General features: G+C 62.5%; 22 protein-coding genes and 1 pseudogene. 8 read left to right on the top strand and 15 right to left on the bottom strand.

Going from position 1 to position 22,218, the window contains the following annotated elements; translation table 11 throughout:
• Genes narJ through BEK68_RS10345 form a run of 4 tightly spaced genes read left to right on the top strand, consistent with a single transcriptional unit; the run spans position 1 to position 3,571 of the window.
• The gene (gene narJ, locus BEK68_RS10360; RefSeq protein ID WP_009241221.1) at positions 1-729 is read left to right on the top strand and encodes a nitrate reductase molybdenum cofactor assembly chaperone; all 729 of its coding nucleotides are present in this window, start codon (positions 1-3) and stop codon (positions 727-729) included.
• Positions 730-762: 33 nt separating this feature from the next.
• The gene (narI, locus tag BEK68_RS10355) at positions 763-1,446 is read left to right on the top strand and encodes a respiratory nitrate reductase subunit gamma (protein ID WP_009241220.1); all 684 of its coding nucleotides are present in this window, start codon (positions 763-765) and stop codon (positions 1,444-1,446) included.
• 21 nt (positions 1,447-1,467) lie between these two features.
• Entirely contained in the window at positions 1,468-2,253 is a 786-nt protein-coding gene (locus BEK68_RS10350) for a peptidylprolyl isomerase (RefSeq protein ID WP_009241219.1), read from the top strand.
• Positions 2,254-2,284: 31 nt separating this feature from the next.
• On the top strand, positions 2,285-3,571 hold the full coding sequence (locus BEK68_RS10345; RefSeq protein ID WP_009241218.1) for an MFS transporter: 1,287 nt from the start codon (positions 2,285-2,287) through the stop codon (positions 3,569-3,571).
• Between the two features lie 54 nt (positions 3,572-3,625).
• Here BEK68_RS10345 and BEK68_RS10340 read toward each other — a convergent pair whose 3' ends face one another.
• The 15 genes and pseudogenes from BEK68_RS10340 to BEK68_RS10275 form a co-directional block, all read right to left on the bottom strand.
• Positions 3,626-3,961 (bottom strand): cupin domain-containing protein, encoded by a 336-nt coding sequence (locus tag BEK68_RS10340; protein WP_009241217.1) that lies wholly within the window; start codon positions 3,959-3,961, stop codon positions 3,626-3,628.
• A 30-nt stretch (positions 3,962-3,991) separates the two neighbouring features.
• The gene (locus BEK68_RS10335; protein ID WP_009241216.1) at positions 3,992-4,699 is read right to left on the bottom strand and encodes a succinate dehydrogenase iron-sulfur subunit; all 708 of its coding nucleotides are present in this window, start codon (positions 4,697-4,699) and stop codon (positions 3,992-3,994) included.
• A 191-nt stretch (positions 4,700-4,890) separates the two neighbouring features.
• Positions 4,891-5,098: pseudogene (locus BEK68_RS26135) on the bottom strand (DUF2334 domain-containing protein); the annotation flags it as partial.
• Between the two features lie 156 nt (positions 5,099-5,254).
• Positions 5,255-6,079 (bottom strand): helix-turn-helix domain-containing protein, encoded by an 825-nt coding sequence (locus BEK68_RS10330; RefSeq protein WP_009241215.1) that lies wholly within the window; start codon positions 6,077-6,079, stop codon positions 5,255-5,257.
• A 162-nt stretch (positions 6,080-6,241) separates the two neighbouring features.
• The gene (locus BEK68_RS10325; RefSeq protein ID WP_004631230.1) at positions 6,242-6,511 is read right to left on the bottom strand and encodes a DUF2249 domain-containing protein; all 270 of its coding nucleotides are present in this window, start codon (positions 6,509-6,511) and stop codon (positions 6,242-6,244) included.
• 49 nt (positions 6,512-6,560) lie between these two features.
• Entirely contained in the window at positions 6,561-7,166 is a 606-nt protein-coding gene (locus BEK68_RS10320) for a hemerythrin domain-containing protein (RefSeq protein WP_249262914.1), read from the bottom strand.
• Between the two features lie 677 nt (positions 7,167-7,843).
• The gene (locus tag BEK68_RS10315; RefSeq protein WP_004631224.1) at positions 7,844-8,602 is read right to left on the bottom strand and encodes a COG4705 family protein; all 759 of its coding nucleotides are present in this window, start codon (positions 8,600-8,602) and stop codon (positions 7,844-7,846) included.
• Positions 8,603-8,618: 16 nt separating this feature from the next.
• Positions 8,619-9,071 (bottom strand): hypothetical protein, encoded by a 453-nt coding sequence (locus BEK68_RS10310; RefSeq protein WP_009241213.1) that lies wholly within the window; start codon positions 9,069-9,071, stop codon positions 8,619-8,621.
• A gap of 25 nt (positions 9,072-9,096) precedes the next feature.
• A complete protein-coding gene (locus BEK68_RS10305; protein WP_004631220.1) occupies positions 9,097-9,870 on the bottom strand; it encodes a COG4705 family protein in 774 nt (257 codons plus the stop codon).
• An 86-nt stretch (positions 9,871-9,956) separates the two neighbouring features.
• Positions 9,957-10,292, bottom strand: a complete 336-nt coding sequence (locus BEK68_RS10300; protein WP_004631218.1) for a PepSY domain-containing protein — start codon at positions 10,290-10,292, stop codon at positions 9,957-9,959.
• A gap of 324 nt (positions 10,293-10,616) precedes the next feature.
• Complete coding sequence (locus BEK68_RS10295) at positions 10,617-11,528, bottom strand: acyltransferase (protein WP_009241212.1); 912 nt, start codon at positions 11,526-11,528, stop codon at positions 10,617-10,619.
• Positions 11,529-11,716: 188 nt separating this feature from the next.
• On the bottom strand, positions 11,717-12,847 hold the full coding sequence (locus BEK68_RS10290) for a porin (protein ID WP_009241211.1): 1,131 nt from the start codon (positions 12,845-12,847) through the stop codon (positions 11,717-11,719).
• Positions 12,848-13,108: 261 nt separating this feature from the next.
• Entirely contained in the window at positions 13,109-14,038 is a 930-nt protein-coding gene (locus tag BEK68_RS10285; protein ID WP_004631212.1) for an MBL fold metallo-hydrolase, read from the bottom strand.
• A gap of 40 nt (positions 14,039-14,078) precedes the next feature.
• Positions 14,079-15,026, bottom strand: coding sequence for a quinoprotein relay system zinc metallohydrolase 1 (locus BEK68_RS10280; protein ID WP_009241210.1), 948 nt, complete (start codon positions 15,024-15,026; stop codon positions 14,079-14,081).
• Entirely contained in the window at positions 15,023-15,799 is a 777-nt protein-coding gene (locus BEK68_RS10275) for a quinoprotein dehydrogenase-associated SoxYZ-like carrier (protein WP_009241209.1), read from the bottom strand. The genes BEK68_RS10280 and BEK68_RS10275 overlap by 4 nt, the downstream gene beginning before the upstream one ends.
• A 285-nt stretch (positions 15,800-16,084) precedes the next feature.
• On the opposite strand from BEK68_RS10275, the gene exaC reads away from it, so the two are divergent.
• The 4 genes from exaC to BEK68_RS10255 all read left to right on the top strand — a co-directional run bounded on the left by exaC (position 16,085) and on the right by BEK68_RS10255 (position 22,136).
• Entirely contained in the window at positions 16,085-17,605 is a 1,521-nt protein-coding gene (gene exaC, locus BEK68_RS10270; RefSeq protein ID WP_004631207.1) for an acetaldehyde dehydrogenase ExaC, read from the top strand.
• Positions 17,606-17,858: 253 nt separating this feature from the next.
• On the top strand, positions 17,859-20,480 hold the full coding sequence (locus BEK68_RS10265) for a TonB-dependent receptor domain-containing protein (RefSeq protein ID WP_009241208.1): 2,622 nt from the start codon (positions 17,859-17,861) through the stop codon (positions 20,478-20,480).
• A 20-nt stretch (positions 20,481-20,500) separates the two neighbouring features.
• The gene (locus BEK68_RS10260; RefSeq protein ID WP_009241207.1) at positions 20,501-21,574 is read left to right on the top strand and encodes a beta-propeller fold lactonase family protein; all 1,074 of its coding nucleotides are present in this window, start codon (positions 20,501-20,503) and stop codon (positions 21,572-21,574) included.
• Positions 21,561-22,136 carry a cytochrome b gene (locus tag BEK68_RS10255; RefSeq protein WP_009241206.1) on the top strand — a complete coding sequence of 192 codons (576 nt, stop codon included), beginning with the start codon at positions 21,561-21,563 and terminating at the stop codon, positions 22,134-22,136. Before BEK68_RS10260 ends, BEK68_RS10255 begins: the two co-directional genes overlap by 14 nt.
• Positions 22,137-22,218: the final 82 nt, after the last annotated feature.

Here is a 22,218-nt window from a genome sequence, read left to right as displayed (position 1 = left end):
ATGATGGCAGCAACCACCGGATCGACGGGCGTTGTGTTTTCCGTGCTGTCGGCGCTGTTGGATTACCCCGACCCATCCACGCAGCGTGCCTTGCCGGAGGCCCGCACGCTGCTGAATGCGGCACGCGCGCTGCCCCTGGACGTGCGCGCCGGACTCGACCGCTTTATCGACGAATACGCCCAGCGCGATCTGATGACGCTGCAGGAGCGCTATGTTGCATTGTTCGACCGTGGCCGCGCGACTTCGCTGTACTTGTTCGAGCACGTGCATGGCGAGTCGCGTGATCGCGGCCAGGCGATGGTCGATCTGCTGAACATGTATGAGAAGCAGGGTCTGCATTTGCGGCCGGGCGAGTTGCCGGACTACCTGCCGGTGTTTCTCGAATACCTCTCGCGCTTGCCCGAGAAGGAGGCGCGGAGTCTGCTGGCTGAGACCGGCGAGATTTTGCAGGCCATTACCACGCGGTTGACCGAGCGGGCGAGCCGGTATCGGTTCGTGGTTGGTGCGCTGCTACCGCTGGCCGGTATTCGGCACAGCGTGTCGTCGGATGGCGAGAGCGCCGATGATGACGTCGATGCGCCACCCAGCGCCGCAGACTACCGGGCACTCGACGCCGCCTATGCCGACGAGCCGGTGCGTTTTGTCGGCGCGGAGACCCCGGTGACCGAACCGCTCCATTTTTACGACAAACGGCCGGGCCATCCCCGTGACCCTCGCGAACCCCGTTGAAGCGGCCCGATTCAAGCTGTCAGGAGAACTGGCATGACTGACTACCTTCACGAATTCCTGTACGGCATCTATCCGTACATCTGCCTTGCGGTGCTGCTGCTGGGCAGCCTGATCCGCTTCGATCGTGAGCAGTACACGTGGAAGAGCGATACCTCACAGATGCTGCGCAGAGGCACGTTACGCGTGGGCAGCAATCTGTTTCACTGGGGCATTCTGGTAGTCGTGGTGGGGCACTTTGCCGGGTTTCTCGCACCGCATTGGATGGTGTCACCCTTCCTGTCGGCATCGGGGCACCAGTTGCTGGCCATGGTGGGCGGGGGCGCGGCAGGCATCGTCTCGATCATCGGCCTGACCATGCTGATACATCGGCGGCTCTCGGACACGCGCGTCCGGCGCAACAGCCGCACTTGGGACATCGTCATCGTGCTGATGTTGTGGGTGCAGCTCGCACTTGGGCTCGGGACCGTGGTGCTGTCGATGCGGCATATGGACGGCGCGCTGTTCGAGGTGCTGACCGACTACGTCAAGGGCGTGGTCACCTTCCGCCCTGGTATCGCGCGCCTGCTCGATGGCGTGCCGCTCACGTATCAGTTGCACATCCTGCTCGGCTTCACCATCTTTCTCGTGACGCCGTTCACGCGGATGGTCCATATCTGGAGCGGCTTTGCGTCACTGGCGTATCTGATCCGGCCGTATCAGTTGGTGCGCAAGCGTTAACGCTGAATGGGGGGAGGCTTGATGAGCATGCAGGCAACGTCCGGCAGTGCAACCGTGGTGCGCATCAACGGTGTGGTGATCGACGCTGCGTTGATCGCAGAGGAAGAGCAGCACCACGCAGGCGAGCCCGAGCCGCTGGCTGCGGCGGCCTGTGCGTTGGCAATCCACGAGTTGCTGAGGCAACGCGCTGTGGCGTTGCAGCTCATTTCAGACAGCGATGCGCTGGATGATGCGTGCGTCGATGCGTTGCTCGAACGCGAGCTGGCCGTACCCGAGCCAACCCGTGCCGATTGCGAGCGGTACTACCAGAACCACCCGGCTCGCTTCCGGCGCAACGATATCGTCTATGCCAGCCATATCCTGTTTGCGGTGACCGACCGTGCGCCGGTCGCGTTGCTGTTGCAAAAGGCGCAGCAGACACTGCAGCAGGTGTTGGAGGCCCCAGAAACATTCGAGGCCGTGGCGCGCGAAGTCTCCAATTGCCCATCTGCGGGCGTGGGCGGCAGCCTTGGCCAGTTGTTGCGTGGCGATAGCGTTCCGGAGTTTGAGCGCGTGCTGTTCGATTCAACTGAAACGGGGGTTCTGCCGCGCATCGTCAAGACGCGGTTCGGATTCCACGTTGTGCGCATCGAGCATCGCGTGGCGGGCGACACCGTGCCGTTCGATGCGGTCGAGGCCGAGATTGCTCAATACCTTGAAGCGCGCGTCAGACACAAGGCCACGCAGCAATACGTGTCGATACTGGCTTCGCAGGCGCAAGTCGAAGGTGTGGATCTTGGGGCCGCCAACGGACCCCTGGTTCAATAGGTCGGCAACGCACAGAGGAAGGGGAGCCAGCATGCGAGCACCAGGCGCAACGAACAATCAGGCCGGCGCCCCGGCCATTTCGGCCCAAGCGTGGTCAGTGCTGCTGGCAAGCACGCTCGCGTTCATGGTCTGCTTTGTGGTGTGGATGATGTTTGGCGTGATCGGCGTCCAGTTGCGCGAAGATCTGAAGCTGAACGGCACCGAGTTCGGGTTGCTGACCTCCACGCCTGTGCTGACCGGAGCCCTGATGCGGCTGCCCCTGGGCGCGTGGACGGATCGTTTTGGCGGCCGCATCGTCATGACCACACTGCTTGTCGTCTGCGCGGTGCCGGTGTACGCCGTCAGCTACGCGACCGCGCTTTGGCAGTTTCTGGTGATCGGCCTGTTTCTCGGCTGCGTCGGTGCGTCCTTCGCGGTCGGAACCCCCTACGTTGCGCGCTTCTTTCCGCAGGAGCGACGCGGTTTTGCGATGGGGTTCTTTGGCGCCGGTACGTCGGGCGCGGCCATCAACCTTTTTCTCACGCCGTCGCTGCAGGCGGCTTACGGCTGGCGCTTCGTGCCGCGTGCGTATGCGGTTGCCCTGCTGGTGACGGCGGTCATCTTCTGGCTGGCATCGGCGTCCGACCCGGGCGCGGGGCGGGCGCAGGGGTCCTGGGTGGACAGTTTCAAGGTGCTGCGTGACCGGCGCGTCTGGAGACTGTGCCAGTACTACTCGATCACCTTTGGCGGGTTCACCGCCCTGTCGTTGTGGATGCCGCAGTATCTGAAGAATGAGTATGGGATGACGCTGGTTGCGGCGTCGGCGTTTGCGGCGGGGTTTTCGTTGCCTGGGTCGGTCCTGAGGGCCGTCGGTGGCTGGCTTGCCGATCGCTGGGGCGCCCAGAACGTGACCTGGTGGGGGCTGTGGGTCGCGTGGGTCTGCCTGTTCTTGCTTGCGTATCCGCCGACCGACCTCGCGATCCACACCATCGACGGGGCATTCAATCTGCATCTGCAGATACCGTTGGCGGCATTCATTGCGCTGATCTTCCTGATGGGCAGCGTATTCGCCTTCGGCATGGCGTCTACCTTCAAGTACGTGGCGGACGATTTCTCAGCAAACATGGGGGTCGTGACCGGTATCGTCGGCCTGGCCGGCGGCCTGGGCGGGTTTCTCCTCCCCATCATCTTTGGCGTCTTGTTGGACGTGTTCCGAGTGCGCTCGTCGTGCTTCATGTTCCTCTACGGCATCGTGTGGGTGTCGCTGATCCTCCTCTACCTGTCGGAAGTGCGGCGGGCACCGCTGACGGGGCACGCTGGGCAGGGGGCTGTCCAATAAGGTTGGGTGTTCGGAACAGGACCGCGAAAGGCGGCTTCCGCTTGGCCCATTGGCCTATTGGCGCTGCGGAAGATAGAGGGTGACGAGCACCGACGCGCTTTCCACCGCCTCCAGCCAATGCGGTTCTTCCGGTGGAAGCAGCAGAAGATCTCCTGCGCGCATGGTGTGTGTGCCCGAGTTCATGCCGAACTTCAGCACGCCCTCAAGGCACTGCACCGTGATTTCTCCCGGCGCCTGATGGACAGGAATACGGCCGCCTGTAGGCAGCACGAGTCGCATGACTTCAAGGTGCGTCGAGCGGATCAAGGCGACGGATTTTGCTTGCTGGAGTGCAGCGCCCAGTGGGCGGACGTCGATCAGCTCTCCGGGCGCGGCGTGTGGTGTTGCCATGTTCTCTCCTGATCGTTAAAGCGGCGTCGGTCAAATTGCCCTGCGGGCGAGCATGTTTCGGATCTCGCTGATCGCCTTGGCTGGGTTCAGGCCCTTGGGGCACACGTTCGTACAGTTCATGATCGTTCGGCAGCGGAACAGGCGGTAGGGATCGTCGAGGTTGTCCAGGCGCGCGGCAGTGGCTTCGTCGCGCGAATCCACGAGAAAGCGATACGCCTGCAGCAGCCCGGCCGGGCCGACATACTTGTCGGGATTCCACCAATACGACGGACATGCGCTTGAGCAGCAGGCGCACAGGATGCACTCATAGAGGCCGTCCAATTGGTCGCGTTCCTGAGGTGATTGAAGGCGCTCACGCTCCGGCGGTGCAGTGTCGTTGATCAGGTACGGCTTGATCGATTGGTATTGCTTGAAGAAATCCGTCATGTCCACGATCAGGTCGCGTATGACGGGCAGGCCCGGAAGCGGGCGTAGAACGATATGGCGCGGCAGCGCGTTGAGGTTGGTCGTGCAGGCAAGGCCATTCTTGCCGTTGATGTTCATCGCGTCTGAACCGCACACGCCCTCCCGGCATGATCTTCGGAAGCTCAGTGTCTGGTCCTGCGCCTTGAGGTGAATCAGAACGTCCAGCAGCATCCGGTCGTCTGGCTTCAACTCGACGTTAAAGGCCTGCATGTAGGGCTGGACATCTGAATCGGGATCGTAGCGGTAGACCTCAAAAACGCGTGTATCGCTCATGACGTCTCTCCTTCTGCGCTCGTTTGCCACTGTGAGGCGCCGCGCTCTCGTAGCGGGGTGCGATGGCGGTTAGGCACTCAGGTGAAATGGGCCTTCGATTTGATGGGCCATCGCCTCGTTGGCTCTATCTCTATACCAGCGACGAGTAGGTGTCGGCATCTTTGGGATCAACAAATGTCCGGCGCGGTCTATGTCAGGCAGGAGGATGCATCGATATTGCAGATGTTAGATCCTACATTGTCCGGGTGCTCCGAAATGATGCGCTGGTTGTAATAGTTCTTCTGAATGATGTAAGGGGAGGCACTGCCCGACCGAAACGTCGTGCCCCGTCGTGGGGGCGTTCAAGATCTGCGGGTTGTCCGACGCGTAGTAGACCACGCGCTGGTAGGTGTTCTTGAAACTTCATTGCCGGGCCTGCGGGTCAAGCAAGTGCTGGAACAGCTTAAGGAGATGCGAGGCTTGCCCGCGTCCATCCTGATGGACAACAGTCCGGATTTCGTTGGTAAGGTGCTGGACGCGTGGGCATGCGAGGCGGACGTCACGCTATTGTTCAGCCTAGTCGTTTATCGAGACTAAACGGGAGCGGGAAAACGGCGTGCAGCCATCCATCGCCACGGCCTGCAATTGGTCCATATCGAGAATCCGGATGTCTTTGCCGCGCACTTCAAGTAGCCGACGCTGCTGCAGTTTCGTCAGCATTCTGCTGACAGTTTCGAGTTTCAACCCAAGGTAGCTGCCAATTTCCGCGCGTGTCATTTTCAGCGTGAACTGTGTCGACGAAAAGCCGCGCGCGCTCCAGCGTTCCGACAAGTCGAACAGAAAGGTAGCGACGCGATCCTCCGCTCCCATCGTGCCGAGTAGCGCCATCCACTTGGACCCGCGCACGATCTCGGCGCTGAGCATGCTCAATACGTGCCGCTGAACGATCTTCAGCTCATGGCACAGGCGTTCGAGTCGCTCGAACGGCATCACGCATACCGAGCTGTCTTCCAGCGCAATCGCGTCGCAGGCATGCTTGCCGCTGGCGATACCGTCAACGCCAAGCGGGTCACCCGACAAGGCGATGCCGACGACCTGTTCGCCTGCTGTCCGATGGATCACGGTTTTGAAGGAGCCGGCACGGATGGCATAGATGCTTTGGAGGCTGCCGCCTCTGCGGTACAGCGCTTGTCCGCGCTTGATCATACGGATGCCGCGCATGGACTCGTTGAGCCGCTCTGCGGCCGATGTGTCGACTGGCTCAGCGGTGCACAAGCGCGCCAATGCGCAACTGTTGCAGGTGACGTTCGTCGCCTCAATCTCTTGGTGCGCCTGCGGCATAAGCGTCTCGCAACTGGTGTCAGGCGCGCGTGCGTTGTCGAGTTGGATTGTGGTCAGCATGTTGTCCTCTGTCCACGAGTATTCAGGTCACCGGCACGTGTCCGCGCGTTCGCAAATGACCGAATCATCTGCGCATCATGCATCCGTTATGCCGACCTGATCGACGATCGCGGCCGGCCACAAAACACGTTCGCCGGCATTGATGGCCGACGCGGCAGACATTCAGCCTGCCGCTCTCACCGTAAAGTCGATCACGATGTTGCCCGGCTCGCGGGCGACATACCCGGCATCCACGCGCGGCCCGTAGTGCCGATCAATCTGCGCAAGGAGCGGGAGTGGATCATGATCATTGACAAAGCGCATCACCTCGCCTGGCTCCAGGGCGTCGAGCGCGCCGAAGATGGCCGCGTGCCGGAAACGCTTGGCAATGCCGCGCGCGTCGAAAACATGATGCTGGGCGAAGATGGTGTGGATGTCTGTCAAAGTTGGCATGGAAGGTTCTCCTGGAAAGAGTGTCCTCGTGATGGGCTTCATTGGGGTTTCAGTGCGATGCCACAGCGCGTCGAGCAACCATCGCTGCGCTCAGCCTTGCGAGTTGCTGCCGATCTAGGCACGCTTGGGCGAACACCAGAACCTGGTCTTCTTCGACGGCGATGTGACGGCGGTATGCGTCAGCAAAGCTGTCCGTCCAGGCGCGCTCGATCGGCCGGACCTGGCCTTGGGCGATATCGGCAAGGACTGCTCGCAACTGCGCCCAGCTTGCTTCCAGAGATCGATGCTCATCGAGCAGCGACGCGATCACCTCGACCACCGGTGAACGCAGGCGCTGGCCCTCTACCATCAGCAACGGAAAGAGATCCTCTTCTTCGTCGGCATGATGATGAGGCCCGGCCACGTCGAAGTAGCGCATGATGTTTCGGGCCGCCTGCCGCGCCTGCTCGTCCGCACCGTGCGATGGCAGGTGTGCAGACAGTTTTGCGAGCGTGGCGCACTGCGCGGCAATACGCTCGTGACACGCCTTGAGCATTTCGAGCGGCTCGTCGAAAGAAGGCGTTGGTTTGGTCAGTAGGCCATCTAGTTTCACTTCGTGTCTCTCATCTTCCTGTGCGGCCTGTCTTGCCGTCGGCCGTGGGTGCGCGGTTTTCAACTTTGCCCGCAGCGATATAACATGCATTGACAATACATCATTTATTCCGGCCTTACAACTCCATCGATGCGTTCCCGTTTCGTTCCACATACCGCGGTCACTTGGGGCAATGGGCTACCGAATTTCAGACACCTTGGGGGAGGACCGGATGTTTTAGATGAAGACGAACGTCTGCGGCCGCTGCGGGCGACAGTCTGTTGCGTCAACGTTTTGCCATGACGTGCCAGGCTGGAAAACCTGCCTGCTTCCCTGTTATTGGCTGTTCCGAGTCGGTCGTCGTGCCGAGCAACCTCTGGGCAGCCCGCGCAAAATCTGGGGTATGGCCGGATCAGGGGAAGGGAAAGTGCCAAATTCCCTGCAAATTTCCCTGTTAGCAGGGCGGTGCGCAGAGACGAATCAGCCCCAGACTCACTGCTCCGCCAGCAAGTCCAGCGCCCCGGTCAAACGGAGCCTGGTTCGAACGAAGCCCCGCCAATGGCGGGGCTTTGTCGTTTCCGTGTTCTTGGCGGTACCGTCAACCAACGTTTTCGTGGGTTTGGGACCGCCATTCTCAGGGCGCCAGTGCGGCCGTACCGATAGCCAGTTTTGCTGCCGATGTCGACGCTGAATCGGGCGGGGATGAACCCGAGCAACTCGACAAGCAATACCCGCATGTGCCCTCCAGCCATTGCCCCCAGTCAATGGGCAACCCGAGCTGCGCGTTGCCTGAAGAGCAGCATGCCGGTCAGGATAAAGGCAAGCAGTGCGGCCGACGCGGAGTAGCGGCTCAAAGCGAGCCCACCCGCACTGTGTGGTTTGTCAAGAAAATCGCCGACCACGGCGCCCAAGGGGCGTGTCAGGATGAACGCGGCCCAGAACAGCAGCGTGCGGGAGACGCGGGTCCAGTAGTAGGCGACGATGATGAGGGCAAGCAGCGCCCCGAAGACCACGGCCGCCCCTGTATAGCCCAAGCCAGCCGTGTCGGCAGTCCAATCGCCCAGGGCTGTGCCCAGGGTCTGCGAAAACATGATGGTGACCCAATAGAACGCTTCAGCCCTGGGCGAGTGGACGGTGCTCACCGACACCGACCCCAACGTGCGGTACCACGCAAAAAGCGAGCCGAGCAGCAGCGCCAGCAGCAAGGTGGAGCCGCCTGCATATCCGATACCCAGGGAGCGATCCGCGAAGTCTGCAAGCGTCGTGCCGACCGTGGTCGTGGCGATGATGGTGGTCCAGTAGAGAAGCGGATGAAAGCCCTTGGCTTTTATTTGTGCGGCTACCGACACCAAGAAGACGGCGGCAAAGATGCCGGTGCCCACCAGATAGCCCAGGTTCATCGACATCGAGACAGCATCACCACCGGTTTCGCCCAGTGTGGTGGCCGCAATCTTGAGTAGCCAGAAGGCCAATGTGACTTCTGGCACTTTGGCCAGAGCGTGCTCTGTTGACGTCTTCATCATGCGTCCTCGCAAATCAAGTCCGACCTTGCAGCGTGTCGAAGGTTTTCAACAAATCGGTCAACGCAGCCTTGCAGTCGGGCTGCTTGGGTGTGTCGGCGCGCAATGCGGCCAGCGCACGGTCAATGGCCTTATCCAGTACGTGCCAATCATTGGCCGCCCGAGGCTTCAGGCCGGCTTCCGCCGCGTCCCAAGAGACCTCCAGATCTTTGATGCGTGCTTTGGCGGCCGCCAGATCACCTTTGTCTACCAGGTTGGCAACGTCCGTCGCAATGCTGCGAAACGCCGATAGATCACCAAGCTTCGACGCGGTTTTGGATTGGGGTGGTGATGCGGTTTGAGTCGATGTGCCCGGCACTGTCCCAGTCGCGGCTTGAGCCTCCGGTTTGGAGCAACCGGTGGCGATGCTCAGAAACAAGATGGCCGAGACTGTGGCAGTCGCCCGAACGAGTGTGTGTTGATGGAACATGGGGGTTCTCCTAAAAAACGAAGCGCTATTCGGTGGCCTCTACAGCTCGGCTTCTTCCCATGCCGAACTGCTCAGCCGCCACCAGTAAGACAATCACCGTGAGGAACAGGGCACTGGTCCACATGGCGCCCATGCCGAGACCGCCGTAGGTTTTTGCTTGTGTGAGCAAGTCGCCGAGCGCCGCGCCGAAGGGTCGGGTCAGGATGTATGCGATCCAGAACGTGAGCACGGCGTTGCCACCGATACGCCAGGCGGCGTACGTGACGCCGAGCAACGTGCCGAACACCACGGCTCCCCACGTGAAGCCAAGGCCCAGCGCTTCCGTCGCCAAATCGCCCGCCGCGGTTCCCAGTGCAAACGTACAGAGGATGGCGGCCCAATAGAACAGCTCCCGACGACGCGTGACGATCGAGTCGATCGAGAGCGTTCGTTCGACGCGATACCAAACGAAGAAGATGGCAGCGAGCAGCAGAGCAAACGCGGTGGTGCTGATGTAAAGGCTGATACCCAACCCATCCGTCAACAGATCCGTGATCTGCGTGCCGACCACGCTGACCAGGACGACCGTGAGCCAGTAGATCGACGGGATATAGCGGCGAGACCGCAGCTGCGCAAACAAGGCAGCTGCCAACAATGCGGCCATCACGGCTCGCGTTGCAGCTTGGCCCCACCCGGCATTCACGGCCAGGAAATCGGCTCCCGTCTCGCCCACCGTCGTGGACATGATCTTGACGATCCAAAACGACAGTGCAATCTCGGGCACCTTGTTCCATGCGTCACTTACCTGCCACCGATTCATGATGTGTCCTCGCTTTAGTGGGAACCTGAGGGCAGTTTGGTTGAGCGGACTTAGCCTCGACATAGACCCAGGGTTGCCGTACGCAATCAGTCTTGCTTGTCGTGAACGTCGTCGTGATCGGCCTTGTCCTCGACAGCGGAAATGACTGTGCCCTTGTCGGCATCGATCCGAACGTCGAAGACTTTGGCTCCGCTCACAACTTCCACGTCGTACACCCAGCCCTGTTTCGACTGCTCGTATTCGGCGCGTGACGCCTTGCCATTGGCGTGCTGCTCTGCAGCTGCGACAGCTTGAGTCAGCGGGATCTTTGCTTGTGTGACAGCGAGGGCGTCGTTTTGAATATGAGCTTTGGCGGCGTAGGCGGCCGCGCCCGTCATCGCAATGGCAATGGCGAGGAGGGAAAGCTTGGTGTAGCGGTACATGGTGCTTCTCCTGACATGCGCGCGGAGGTGCGCAATGGAGAAGCTACGCAGGCAGACTTAGGCGGCACTGAGACGATGCGAAATTCCCAGGGCCAAGCCGGTTCACCTGCTTGAGGCTCTGTGCACTGCTCGAACACGCGCCTCCGCTCGGCGCTGAGGCAGATCCACCCTGAATCGATTGGCAGGGAACGAGCTGAGACAGGCCCGCCCCAGACTCACCGCTCCGCCAGCCCGCCAGCAGTAGCAAAAGCCCCTTGGCTTTACGGCCAAGGGGCTTTTTGTTTGGCGCTTCGATCACCTAGTCAAAAAGCATCGACGCGAAGGCTACGCCACGCGGTTGGCTGCCTGCGCCAGCATGTTTTCGATCTGCTGGTCTTTCTCCTCCCAGAGTTCGGTGAGCCAGCGGTGGAAATCGCTGCGGAAGGCTGAGTCGGTGCTGTAGTCGTGCGTGCAGAAATCCGGCGGGATCGGCAGCTCGCGGATATGCACCATCACCCGGCCGGCCTGGCCGGAGGCCAGTTGCCAGAAGCTCGGTGTGCCGTCCGGATAGGCGATGCTGATATCGAGCAGCGACTGGAACCTTCCGCCCATGGCGTTGAGCGTCAGGGCCAGGGCGCCGGCCTTCGGCTTGAGCAGATGGCGATAGGGGGACGACTGCGTCCGGTGCTTTGCCGGGGTGTACCGCGTGCCTTCGGCAAAGTTCATGACGCTGGTCGGCACGTGCGCGAACTTGGCACAGGCGCGACGCGTGGTTTCGCGATCTTGATTGCGCAGCTCGGGGTGCTTGCGCAGCGCCGCCTTGGAGTGCCGCCGCATGAACGGAAAATCCAGCGCCCACCAGGCCAGGCCGATGACCGGCACGTAGATCAGCTGTTGCTTGAGGAAGAACTTGAGCAGTGGGATGCGCCGGTTCAACACCCGCTGCAACACGAAGATGTCCACCCAAGACCGATGGTTGCAATTGACGAGGTACCAACCCGCGTAGCGCAGGTTGTCGGCGCCTTCCACGCTCCACGGCTCACGTTGCAGCACGCCGATCCAGGCATTGTTGCAACCGATCCAGCGCGTTGCGACCCAGTTGAGCATCGGGTCGATCCGTCGGCGGACGGCCACTGCCGGCACCAGCAGCTTGAACGCTGACAGCGTGAACAGCGGCACGCTCCAGAACAGCGTGTTCAAGGCAAGCAGGATTGAGCTAAACGTGCCCAGTAAAAAGGCAGGCAGGACGCGGATCAAGGCACCTCCAATGAGTACCCGCCGGGTGGCCTGGACGGGCAGGAATCGTGATGTTGAGGATACGTGAGCGTAGCGCGGATCGCCTGCCCAGACCATGCGCTGCGTCAGGATTCGTGCGTCGTCTTCGCATCCGAGGGGCGAAAAAAACCCTTGGTGTTGGCCAAGGGTTTTTTCTGCTCAGGTACGGCTCAGAACGAATGCTTCAGCCCCACACCCGCCAGCACTGTCTTCGCGCCCGGCGCCGTGCCGCCCGCAACGATGGAAGTCTTGAGACTTTCCAGCGGGTCCACCGTGCCCACTGCGCCCGCATTGACGTACACAAGTTGCGCGTAAAGCGTGGTGCGTTTGGAGAAGGCGTAGTCGTTGCTCAGCACGACCGACTTGGTAGAGCTGTCGTGGGTGCTGCTTTCGTACTTGCTGTAGTAGCCCGCCAGCGTGGCGGTATTGGCGGGGCTCCACTTGTAGTCGAGCCCGGCACCGATCGATTTGACGTCTGACACACGTTGGCCGGTCGGCGCGTTATTGGTAACGCCGATGTAGTTCACGCGGCCCGTAAAGGCGCCGAACGGTACGGCCACACCTGCGCTCCACAGGCGGCTGAGGGTCTCGCCCGTGCCGCTGTCTGCCGTCGACTGATAGCCGAGGCCAACTGTGGCCGGGCCCGTGTAGGTGGCACCCAGCGAGAGTTCATTGCCGCGCCTGAAGCTGCCGGCAGTCTCTCCAAATGAATACGCAACGCCCAGCCACACGGGGCCGAAGTTGTTGGAGTACTGCAGTGCATTGCCGATGAACACGCCCACGTCGTTGCCGGGGTTGGTGCCCGCGCCCATTGCGTTGCCCGGTGCGGGGAGCTGGTTGTAGGCCCAGCCGTACAGGTTCGAGAACTGCTCCTTGAAGCCGCGCACTTCCGTGCCGATCGTACCGATGAGCGCCGGACTGTACTGGCGCCCAAGCGTGATCGCTCCCCAGTTGCCGCTGAGGCCAACGTTCGCTTGCCGGCGGAACAGCTCGGAGCTGAAGCCGGGGCCGGTGGTGAGCGTGCCGGTGTCGCTGCTGAAATGCCCTTCGAGGTTGAAGTTGGCCTTCAACCCACTGCCCAGGTCTTCCGACCCCTTGAGGCCCCAGATGCTCGGGCTGATGCCGCCTGAATGCACTTCGGTGATGCTGCCGCCGGCCGCACTGCGGTTTTGATACTGGAGGCCGGCATCGACCGTGCCGTAGAGGGTGACCGACGATTGTGCGATGGCGCCACTCGCTGCGCAGCCGAGAGCGGCTGCAATGGCGGTCAGGACGCAGGGTCGAAGGCGTGTGTTTTGCATGTTGTCTCCGTATTGTCGTTGTCTGATGCGTCGTGTGAATCGGCTCGGACGCATGGGGTGTTGGCGCTAAACCCGCGGGGGCGGGCTCAACGTCGGCGGGACTTTGCAATATGCGTACCACGACGTTTGCGGCGCATTGCACGGAGTTGCAGCGCGTTGATTAACGTTTGCGGATACCGGCGGCTTTGCGTGGGATGTAGCGTGGCGGGACAGTTGATGCAACACATGTCTGCCGTCTGTTCAGCCATGGAGCAGCTGCGATCAGGCGCTCGGCGCGCTTTGCATCCAGCGATCTTCGAGTTCGCGCCACGCACGTCCGACGTTCAGCGCATGGCGGGGATGAAAGTTGCGCCAGTCGCGATAGGCGTCGCCCGGGACATACGCGAGCGCGCGGGCTGCGTCGCCGCCGCCTTCAATGGCGCGCGTGACCGTGCTGTCGAGCATGTCGAGATAGGCGAGCGTCGGCCGCAGCATCTGCGCAGGCGTGCCGATGGCGGTGCCGACGACGATGTTGGCGGGCAGTTGCACAAGCGCATGCAATGCTTGGCGCCATCCAGCCAGCGAGCCGTCCTGCAGGTCCGGAATGCGCTGCAGATATGCCAGGCCGCCTGTGCACAGCACCCCGCGCTGCGGCGCGTACAGCACCGTGTCGGATGCGCTATGCGCGGCCGTGCAGACGTGGACTTGCCACGCAGTCTTGCCGGTGTGCAGCCAATCGCCATCGCGCAGTGCCGGTTCCGGATAGACGATCTCCGTTTCATGCATGACGCGCGCACCCAGCATGGCGGTCAGGCGCGCCAGACAGGTTTCGCAACGCTGGCGCATGAGGTCGGCGGTGGCGGCGGAGGCCAGGAAGGCAGGGCGCGGCTGCAGTTGTGCGAAGGCGGCGTTGGCCAGCACATGCTCGGGATGCGCATGCGTGTTGACCACCCAGCGGATGGGTTCGGCCGTGATGTGCCGGATGGCCGCGATCAGGTGGTGTCCCCATCGCGCGTGCGGGCCAGGGTCCACCACGAGCACGCCGTTGCCCGTCGTGTGCACCAGCGTGGGCACGACTTCTCCGGCATTCGCGCGCGAGGCTTCTGCATTCACGGCGCGCGCCGCGTACAGGCCGTCCTGCAGGCGCAACAGCGTGACGCGCGCGGGGGCCGCAGACACCGTCGGGGCCGGACTAATCAGTGTCGTGAGCATGATGCGCATCCAGTGTCGCCGCGCGGGGTCTGGCGCCATGTCAGGGCGCCAGCGCGGCGTTCTCGTAACGTGGGTAGAAGCGGGTCACGTTGCGCACGTACTCCGCGGGCATTCCACCCCACAGCGCGTAGGGCGCGTCTACCGGCATCGCAATCACCTCTGCCAGGTCGCGTCCTTCTGCCGCTGAGCGGCGCATACGCGCATCGAGCCACTGCAGGTACTGACGTGTCTGCGCGATGGCGTCCGCCTTGCCCAGCGCGGGCCCGTGGCTGGGGATCAACACGCGCGCGCCGCTGTCGGCAACGATCTTCTGCAACCGATCGAGACTGGCCAGCCAACGCGCAATGTTGGCGTGCGGCGTGGTGGGAATCCGGTCTCGAAAGGCAATGCCGCCTGCGAAGACCACACCGCTGGTCCGGTCCACCAACACAAGATCGTCATCGGTATGTCCGTCGAGGCGGATCAGGTCGATGCGATGGTGCCCCATGGTGCGTGTGCCAGGGGTCAATGGCGTGCCGGGCGGTGTCGATACCGTGTTCTGCATCCACGCGCCGCAGATGCGGTAAAGATTGTCGGCGTAGGCCGCGCCCTCGCGTTGCGCACCGGCGATGGTGCCGGGCAGCGCCTGGGCACCGACATCCGCATAGGCCTGGTTGCCGAAAAAATAGTCCGGGTGCAAGTTCAGGTTGAACACCCAGCGCACCGGCGCCGAGGTGACCGTGCGGATGGCCTGGCGTTGCTGCTCGCCGTACAGCATCGACGGCCCCGTGTTGATGACGAGCACCCCATCGCCGGTATCAATGAAGCCGGTGTTGATGATGTTGCAGCCGTTGCGCGCAGAGAAATCCGCGTTGGCGCCTTCGAGCACCCAGATGCCGGGCGCAACCGCGTGCGGTACGAGGTGGTAATCGGGGTTCTGCGCGCGCGCGATGGCTGTCAACATCGCAAGACACAGCAGAAGGCCCAACTGTTGGTGGCGTCGGCTCATCGTGTCACCTGCGCGCGGATGCGGTTGCCGTTGTTGTCGACGCCGGCCACGCTGATGCCGCGTCCAACAGGGCCATCCAGATCGAACGAGAAGATCGGGTTCTCGGCCACCGGCTCGTACAGCGCCAGTTCAAGCATGGGCTGACGCCGGGCATCGAGCAGGTTGAGCTGCTCGATATGGAAAGACGGGATGCCCGCCACCAGGCCGGTGTCCATCGGATGCATCACGCGCAGACGGATGCGGCTGCCTGCGCCGTTGAAGCCCGGAAACACGCGCGACTCGACCTGGTTCAGCGTGGTGCTCCAGGTGGCGTTCTGGCGTGTGGCGCCCGGCAGCGTGCAGCCACCGCCGGTGGCATCCACCTGCAAGGTGCCGACATGCCAGACACCGTCCGGCGTACGTGCGGCCACGCGCACCGCAGAGGCCTCCTGCAGCTTGAACCGGAACGACAGCGCCGGGCGGACGTGCATCGGCGCGAATTCCAGCACCTTGCGAATCGGGTTGCGGTCGACCGCGACGACGATGCGCTCCACCTTGCCGAGCGCCGATGCGTCGAACGCAATCGGCACCTGCATCGCGTCTTCCGCAAACGCCGGTCCGGTGATCCTGATGCGGCTGTCGAACGTCGTCCGCGCCGCGCCAAACACCTCCTGCTGAATCGTCGGCCAGAGCGGCGAGCCCGCCGGGTCGACGTTCGTATCGGCGCGGGCCGGCCCGGACAGGTACGCAACGGCCAGCGCAGCAGCGGCAGCATGGAGTGAAGCCGTTCTCATCGTGTGCCTTGGCAGGTTCAGATGAAAGGTCCACGTTGCGAAAGTCATGCCATGCAAGCGGTATGTCCGCACAAGCGTCCATCGGGTGTTCAGGTGATGGGGCGTTGAGCTTTGCAACACCTGTTGTTCCATTCTGGAACAGTCAGGCCGGCCGATCGGCGTGAACAAGCGATGGGAGTGGATCGAACATCCACCGCAGGGGATGGCCCGGGTTTTGCAGATGACGACCGGACACAGCGCAGACAACGACGCTGCGGTCATCACTCAAACATCAGGAGACAACCCATGCGTTACGCTCATCCCGGCACTCCCGGCGCCATCGTTTCGTTTAAGCCGCGCTATGGCAATTTCATCGGTGGCGAATTCGTGTCGCCGGTCAAGGGCCAGTACTTCACCAACACGACCCCGGTGACGGGCGAGGTGATCGGCGAGTTCCCGCGCTCGACCGCTGAAGACATCGACCGCGCGCTCGACGCCGCGCATGCTGCCGCTGACGCCTGGGGCCGCACCTCGGTGCAGGACCGCTCGCTGATCCTGCTGAAGATTGCCGACCGCATCGAGCAGAACCTCGAACTGCTGGCCGTGACCGAAACGTGGGACAACGGCAAGCCCGTGCGCGAAACGCTGAATGCCGACATCCCGCTGGCCGTGGACCACTTCCGCTACTTCGCCGGCTGCATCCGCGCGCAGGAAGGCTCCGCTGCCGAGATCAACGAACACACCGTGGCGTATCACATCCACGAGCCGCTGGGCGTGGTCGGCCAGATCATCCCGTGGAATTTCCCGCTGCTGATGGCTGCATGGAAGCTGGCGCCCGCACTGGCTGCCGGCAACTGCGTGGTCCTCAAGCCGGCCGAGCAGACGCCGCTGGGCATCTGCGTGCTGATGGAGCTGATTGGCGATCTGCTGCCGGCGGGCGTGCTCAATGTCGTGCACGGCTACGGCAAGGAAGCCGGCGAGGCACTGGCCACCAGCAAGCGCATCGCCAAGATCGCCTTTACGGGCTCGACGCCGGTCGGCTCGCACATCATGAAGTGCGCGGCCGAAAACATCATTCCGTCAACGGTGGAGCTGGGCGGCAAGTCGCCCAACATCTACTTCGAAGACATCATGCAGGCCGAGCCGAGCTTCATCGAAAAGGCCGCCGAAGGCCTGGTGCTGGGCTTCTTCAACCAGGGCGAGGTGTGCACGTGCCCGTCGCGCGCGCTGGTGCAGGAATCCATCTACAGCCGTTTCATGGATGCGGTGTTGACCAAGGTGGCCGCCATCAAGCGCGGTGACCCGCTCGACACCGACACGATGGTCGGCGCGCAGGCTTCGGAGCAGCAGTTCTACAAGATCCGCAGCTACCTGGAGATCGCGCAGGAGGAAGGCGCCGAATGCCTGGTCGGCGGCGATGTGGAAGTGCTGCCCGGCAATCTGTCGAAGGGTTACTACATCAAGCCGACGCTGCTCAAGGGTGACAACAGCATGCGCGTGTTCCAGGAAGAGATCTTCGGCCCGGTGATTGCCGTGACCACCTTCAAGGACGAAGCGCAGGCGCTGCAGATTGCCAACGACACCGACTTCGGCCTGGGCGCCGGTCTGTGGACGCGCGACATCAACCGCGCCTACCGCGTGGGCCGTGCCATCAAGGCAGGCCGCGTGTGGACGAACTGCTACCACCTGTATCCGGCGCACGCAGCGTTCGGTGGCTACAAGAAGTCGGGCGTGGGCCGCGAGACCCACAAGATGATGCTCGACCACTACCAGCAGACCAAGAACCTGCTGGTGAGCTACGACACCAAGCCGCTGGGCTTCTTCTGATGGTGTAGCAGGACGGCTGGCGCCGGGGAATCGCGCCTGTGCGCCAGCCGCTGACCTGCGAGGCAACGACCCCGCAGGCAAACAAGAAGAGGAGACATGGCCGTGTGCCAACCATTTGCCCTGCCGCAACGCGCGCAGGTGTCACCCCCATTGCCGCTGATTCCCTGCCGGGATTAGCCACCGCCACGCCTGTTCTCTGGGATACGTCATTGATACCCGAGACCCGCGAGCGAGAACTTCGGGGAGACACTTCGTGCATTCGCCTATCAGCCGTTCGGAGAAGAGCACCAGCCGTGTGCGCAACGCCGCACCGTGCCTTGCAGGCGGCGTGGCTGCGCTCACTGCCGCGGGGCTTTACTCGCCCGCGTTTGCCGAAGACCAGATCGTGGCGGTGGCATTGCCGACCGCGCAGGTCGTCGGCTCGACCCCGATCGACAGCATTGGCGTGCCGCTGTCGCAGTTTCCTGCCAATGCGCAGCGCGTGAGCGCGAAGGATGCGCGCGAGCAACGCAACTCCAACCTGGCGGACCTGCTCAACGACAACCTGGGTCAGGTGAGCATCGGCAACGGGTCGGGCAATCCGTACCAGAACGACATCAACTACCGCGGGTTTCAGGTGTCGTCGCTGCTGGGCGTGCCCATCGGCGTGTCGGTCTACTTTGACGGCGTGCGGATGAACGAGCCCTTCGGCTCCATCGTGAACTGGGATCTGATTCCCATGAACGCGATGTCCAGCGTCAACATCCTGCCGGGCTCCAACCCGATGTTCGGCCTCAACACACTGGGTGGCGCGCTTGTCGTCAACACCAAGAACGGGAAGGACAACGCCGGCACGTCGATTGAGGCGCTGGGCGGGTCGTTTGGCCGCCGTGCGCTGAGCTTTGAGACCGGTATCGTCGACAAGGCTCACGGCACCGATTACTTCGTCGCCGGCAACTTCGACCGGCAGGACGGCTTTCGCGACCACTCGGGTTCGAACGTCAAGCAACTGTATGGAAAAGCGCGGTGGCACGGCAACGACGGCGCTACCCAGCTCGAGCTGTCGGCCGCACTGGCAGATACGTCGCTGAGCGGCACGCAGTCGTTGCCGATGGACATGATGGCGAACCGCAGCGCCGCCTATACGTGGCCCGACACCATCTCAAACCGGATGGCGCTGCTGAACCTGACGGGCAGCCATTGGTTGAACGACACGAACCAACTGGCCGGCAGCATCTACTACCGCAAGGCCAGCCTTCACAACGTCAACAGCAACGCACAGCTGGATGACGGCTGCTTCAACGACGACGGCTCGCTGGCAACGACCGCTGCAGGTGGCACCACCACGTACAAATGCGCGAACAAGGCGCCCAACGGCACGGCAGTCAATGCAGTGACCGGCGCGAATGCGCTTGCGCTCGGCTACGGCCGCTGGACCAACGCCATCAATACCAGCGTCGTCGATTCCGCCACGCATGAGGACACGGTGGGCACGTCCCTGCAGTGGTCGAACTTCAGCCAACTTGCGGGACACGACAATACGTTCACCTTCGGTAGTGCGTTCGATCATTCGCGCATCACGTATGACCAGACGACCTACCTGGCACGGTTGATCAACTATCAGACAGTGGTGAGCCCGAACCAGACATACGGATTCACCGCCAATGGATCGGCACCGTCGACATCGAACCCCGCGTTGTTCACGGGCAGCAACGTCATTGGCGCGGTCAACCTGTCGTCCAACATCAACAACTTCAGCCTGTACTTCACCGATACGTTGAGCGTGACGGAGAAGCTGAGCGTGACTGCCTCTGGAAGCTTCAACTACACAACGCTCAACCAGGGCGGCGCCAACAATAAATACCTGAACGAAGACGGCGGTTACTCCTGGACGGACCAAGTATCGGGCGTGTCGTACTACAACCCCGGCTACGCGAATGCCTATCGGTACTCGAATGCGGGATCGGGCGCGGCAACCGCTCCGAACGGTGTCCCGCCGGGGGCGGTGGCCGGACCGGAAACCAACAGCCTGGCCGGCTCGCATCGCTATCGCCGTTTCAACCCGGCGCTCGGGTTCAACTACGACCTGGGCGCGGGGCAGGGCATCTTCGGCAGCTACAGCGAATCGATGCGCGCTCCGACATCGATTGAATTGTCTTGCGCCGATCCGAACAGCCCGTGCTCGCTCCCCACGGGGTTCAACGGCGATCCGGACCTGAAAGCCGTGGTAGCCAAAACCATCGAATTCGGCGGCCGCGGAAAGCTGGGCAAGTCCACCTACTGGAGCGCGGCTGTCTACGACTCGCGCCTGAGCAATGACATCCAGTTCATCGCCACGTCAAACACGTACGGCTACTTCGCCAATGTCGGCAAGACCGAACGGCGCGGAATGGAACTGGGCGCCAGCACGAAGATCGACAAGTGGTCGTTGTCGGCCAACTTTGGTTATGTCGATGCGATCTACAAGTCGGCATTCACCACGGCGAGCGGGCAGCACGTGGTCAGCGGCAACAAGATCCCGGGCATCCCCGCGAAGACGCTCAAGCTCGGCGCGTCGTACGCCTTTAGCCCGAACCTGTCGATGGGCGGGAACGTGATCCTGGTCAGCAAGCAGATCGCACACGGCAACGAAAGCAATGCCGACCCGAACGGCGAGGTGGCCGGCTACGGCCTCGTCAATCTGAACCTGCACTACAAGCCGACGAAACATCTCGAGATTTCGGCGTACATCAGCAACCTGTTCAACAAGCGCTATTCCACGTACGGCCTGTCGGGCATGCGGAGCATCTACACGTTGGCGAAGCAGCAGTTCATGACGCCGGCACCGCCGCGCGCGATCTGGATTGGCCTGACGTATTCGTTTGGAGGCAAGGCCGCCGGTGCCGATGCGGACTGAGCCGCCCATAAGAGACCATCATGAAAGCACTGACCCACTACTTCCGGATCGCCACGTTGCTTTGCGTGGGTTGGGTATCGACCCTCCAGGCGGTTGCCGAGGTGCCGGATCCCGTCGCCTACGTCACGAATCAGGGCGGCGGTGTGACCGTGCTCAATGCACGCACGCTCAAACAGCTTGACGAGATTGCCGTGGGCAAGGACCCGCGCGGCCTTGCCGTTACCCCCGATGGCCGCTGGTTGCTGACGGCCAACCAGGGCAGCGCCGATGTGTCGGTGATTGACACAGGCACACGCAAGGAGATCAAGCGCATCGCAGTCGGCAGGAATGTCGAGTTCATGCGCATCTCGCCCGACGGCCGCCGGGCGTTCGTCACCTACGAGCCTTCGTCGGAAGGCGGGCCGCCGGGCAAGAACGACCGGGCCGTGAAAGACGAGAAGGATGAGAACGATGAAGCCCCCGCCGAAGTCGCGATCATCGACCTCAGCCAGTGGGCCGTGGTCGGCCGCATCAAGGCCGCCCGCGAGACCGAAGCCATCGAATTTTCACCGGACGGAAAGTTGCTGCTGGTGGCCAACGAAGGTGACAACACGGTCGGCGTTTATGAGCTGTCGACGCTCAAGCAGATCCGGCGGGTGGATGTCGCGCCATACGGCAATCGGCCGCGCGGCATCAAGATCGCGCCGGATGGAAAGACCTATGTGGTGACGCTGGAAAACTCGAACAACCTGTTGCTGCTGGATGCCGGTTTCAAGCCGATCAAGACCGTGCCCACTGGGCAGGGACCATACGGGATCGCGTTTGACCGCGAGGGCCAGTACCTCTGGGTGGCTGCCAGCCGCGCTGATCAGTTGCAGGTGTTCGATGCCCGCACCTTTGCGCAAGTGGCCGCCATTCCGGTCGGCAAGCGTTGCTGGCATTTCAGCTTCACGCCGGGTGATCGGAAGCTGCTGCTTGCCTGCGGCCGCTCGAACACTGTGCAGGTGATCGACCCGCAGAAGCGCGAGGTCGTCGATACGCTCCAAGGCTACAAGTTGCCCTGGGGTGTGGTGACGTATCCAACCTCGGTGGGCAGCCTCGATGCGCCGCGCTGATCGACCCGCCCACGCATCCGCGCCGGCCTACGCGGCCCTGCAGATCGCGTTGCATTGGGTGAGCGCCTCGTTGCTATGCGGCCTGTTCGCGCTGGGCTTCTACATGACCGGTCTGGCCAAGGGCGCACCGGGGAAGGCGGTCTTGGTAAATCTGCATAAATCGCTCGGGCTGACGGCGGCGCTGGTCATCGCGTGGCGCGTGGTGGTGCGCGTCAGCCGTGCTGCGCCACCGTCCATTCCGGGGCTGTACTGCTGGGAGACGGAGCTGGCGCGCATTACGCATCGCCTGCTCTACATGTGCATGGTCGTGATGCCTGTGTCGGGCTATCTCGGGTCTTCGTTCAATCCATACGGAACGCGCTTCTGGGGCGTGCCGCTGCCGCCCTGGGGTTGGGTCGACAGCGCACTGCAGCACATGTTCTACACGGTGCACAGCACGACGGCCGATCTGCTGCTCTGCCTGGTGGTGCTCCACGTTGCCGGGGTGATCAAGCACCAGTGGGTCGATGAGCGGAGGTGCGTGCAACGCATGCTGCCGGGCCAGCGCACGCGCGCGCTGTAAGCCCCCCGTCTTCGCGTGGGCTGCGTTCATTGCGTTGCTCCATTTCGCAACAGAACAAACGATGTGTTGCGGTATGGCACGC

The organism is Ralstonia pickettii (genome assembly GCF_001699815.1).
Lineage (GTDB): Bacteria > Pseudomonadota > Gammaproteobacteria > Burkholderiales > Burkholderiaceae > Ralstonia > Ralstonia thomasii.
This window is presented reverse-complemented; position numbering and strand designations above follow the sequence as displayed.